Source organism: Peptostreptococcus russellii, assembly GCF_900110295.1.
Taxonomy (GTDB): domain Bacteria; phylum Bacillota; class Clostridia; order Peptostreptococcales; family Peptostreptococcaceae; genus Peptostreptococcus; species Peptostreptococcus russellii_A.
In genome coordinates, this window is the sequence record NZ_FODF01000052.1 from 1 (window position 1) to 2680 (window position 2680).

Below are 2680 nucleotides of genomic sequence, written 5' to 3' on the forward strand. Positions count from 1 at the left end.
ATTATGAATTTGATGAGGAACTTTTAAAGAAGGCGTTTGCTGAAGCTAGAAAGATATATAAAGAACGTGGATTTATGAGAAAGATGGGGTTTGGAAAAGCTCCTGCGATAACTACAGTAGATATGGCTAAAGCTTGGATGAGTGAAGGACATGTATTTACTTGCAACCATTCAGATGAAGTTTGTGCAAATGCACTTAAGGTTTTAGAGGCTGCACGTAAAGCTGGTGTTCCAATTTTCCACACAACTACAGGATATATTGGAGAAAAACAGTGGGATTTACCAAGATGGGATGAGAAGATACCAATGAGTGCTCTTGACATAGACTCAGAGTGGATGCAAATAGATCCTAAATTAAAGCCACAACCAGAAGAACCAGTTATTCATAAGAAATATGCATCTAATTTCTTCGGTACACATTTGGCTCAGACACTTAATTATTTAGGTGTGGATACAGTTATAGTTATGGGGGCAACATCTTGTGCATGTGTTCGTCATACAGTTATGGACTCTACAGGATATGGTTTCAAGACAATAGTTCCAGAAGGAACAGTAGGTGATAGAGTGCCAGGTGTAATAGAATGGAACTTATTCGATATGGAAGCTAAATTCTGTGATGTTTTGCCAGTAGAAGAAGTTGTAGAATACTTAGAAGGTATAGATTCATCAGTTTATACAAAGCATGAGAGAAAATTAGACAAGTAATATCTCGAATAAAGATGGCTTGGTCATACTATATAATAAAAAGGAGACATTATTGGAGATGTCTCCTTTTTTCAAAGGAGGCAATCATGAAGAAGCTAATAAAAAACGGGACAATTGTCACATCAACAAATGAATATAGTGCTGATATTTATATTGAAGATGGAATAATAAAAGAAATAGGTAAAGATTTAGATATAAAAGCAGATGAAATAATTGATGCTGAAGGAAAACTTATATTTCCAGGTGGTGTAGATGAACATGTTCACTATGGATCTTTTGGTGCGAGATTATTTGAAACTACAGATGCAGCAGCAGTAGGAGGTACAACAACAATAGTTGATTTTGCTCCCCAGGATAAGGATGTGTCATTAATAGATTCTATTAAAAGGCAAGCTGCAAAAGCTGAAAACATAGCATGTGTAGATTATGCATTTCATGGGATTATAATGGATCCAAAAGATTCTGTATTTGAAGAAATACCACAACTTTCAGAAATAGGAGTAGCTTCTTTAAAGCTATTTATGGCTTATAAGGGGACAAATTTCTATTCTGATGATGAGTCCATATTAAAAGCTATGATGATAGCAAAGAAACATGGTATTACCATGATGGTTCACGCCGAAAATGCAGATATAATAAGTGTATTGCAGAAAAAATATCTTGAAGAAGGTTGTACAGATCCAATATACCACTATTACTCAAGACCACCTATAGCAGAGGAAGAAGCAACAAAGAGAGCAATAGCTCTTGCAAAATCTGTGGATTGTCCACTTTATGTAGTTCATGTTAGTGTAGCTGAGGCTATGGAAGCAATTAGAGAAGCATATGAAGAAGGATGGCCTATATACGGTGAAACATGTACTCACTATCTAACTTTAAACACAGACTATCTGGCAAAACCAAATTTTGAAGGTGCTAAATATGTATGTGCACCTCCACTTAGACCTCAAAGACATCTTGATGCATTATGGGATGCAGTTCAAAAAGGATGGATACAGGCAGTTGGTTCTGACCACTGTGCAGTAGAAGGTGGATTCGAAGCTAAAAAACGTGGAATAGGAGATTTCACTAAAATTCCAAATGGATGCCCTGGAGTACAAGATAGACTTGCTTTATTATGGACAAATGGTGTTTGTAAAGGAAAGATAACTCGTCAAAAATTTATAGAGTTATTTTCGACTAAGCCGGCTAAAATAGTAGGTCTTTATCCTCAAAAAGGTGAAATAGCTGTAGGCTCTGATGCTGATATAATAATATTTGATCCTTATTTTGAAGGTATGATAAGTAATAAAGAAAGCCTTCATGGAATAGATTATAGCCCATTTGAAGGATTTAAGATAAAAGGAAAACCTGAACAGGTATTTTTGAGAGGGGAAAGAATAGCTAAAAATGGCAAATTTGTAGGTGAAAGAGGAAAAGGTAGATGGCAAAAATGTAAACCGTATGCATTTTGCTATGATTACTATAGAGGAGAATAGACCTATTTGTATTAACTTGTGAACTATATATAATAATTATATATTAATAAAGTAAATAATATAATATAATTAAGAAGGTCTGTATCCAGACCTTCTTAATTAACAAGATAATATTTTTAGAATGATGAAAAAGTATTGAATAAGGTAGATATAGGTGATATATACAAGTTTCGATATCCATAGATTAGGATTTACATAGAATAAAAATAAAATTATTATTACTATTATAAAATTACTATTAATAGTAATTCTTTATAAAAAATACTTGCAAAAATAGATTTTAAATGGTATATTATTACTTGTCCTTTAAAAGAGGAAAGCATAGAATAGAAGAAGTTTTTAGTAAGTTAAAACTAAAAAATAAAAAAGTGTTGACAAAAAACTTTAGATATGTTAGTATTAGTAAGTCGTCGAGAGGCGGCAGATGAACTTTGAAAATTGAACAGCAGGTTAATTCAATAAGCTGTTTTACAGCAATTGATTAATCGTTTAAACAAG

At 33.1% G+C, this 2680-nt stretch carries 2 protein-coding genes; both read left to right on the plus strand.

Annotated features, from left to right (window positions below):
- Positions 1 to 704 (plus strand): isochorismatase family protein (locus BMY82_RS09305; protein ID WP_144019741.1); only part of this gene is annotated, 704 nt, incomplete at its 5' end.
- Between the two features lie 86 nt (positions 705 to 790).
- Positions 791 to 2182 carry a dihydropyrimidinase gene (gene hydA, locus BMY82_RS09310; RefSeq protein ID WP_091976276.1) on the plus strand — a complete coding sequence of 464 codons (1392 nt, stop codon included), beginning with the start codon at positions 791 to 793 and terminating at the stop codon, positions 2180 to 2182.
- Positions 2183 to 2680: the final 498 nt, after the last annotated feature.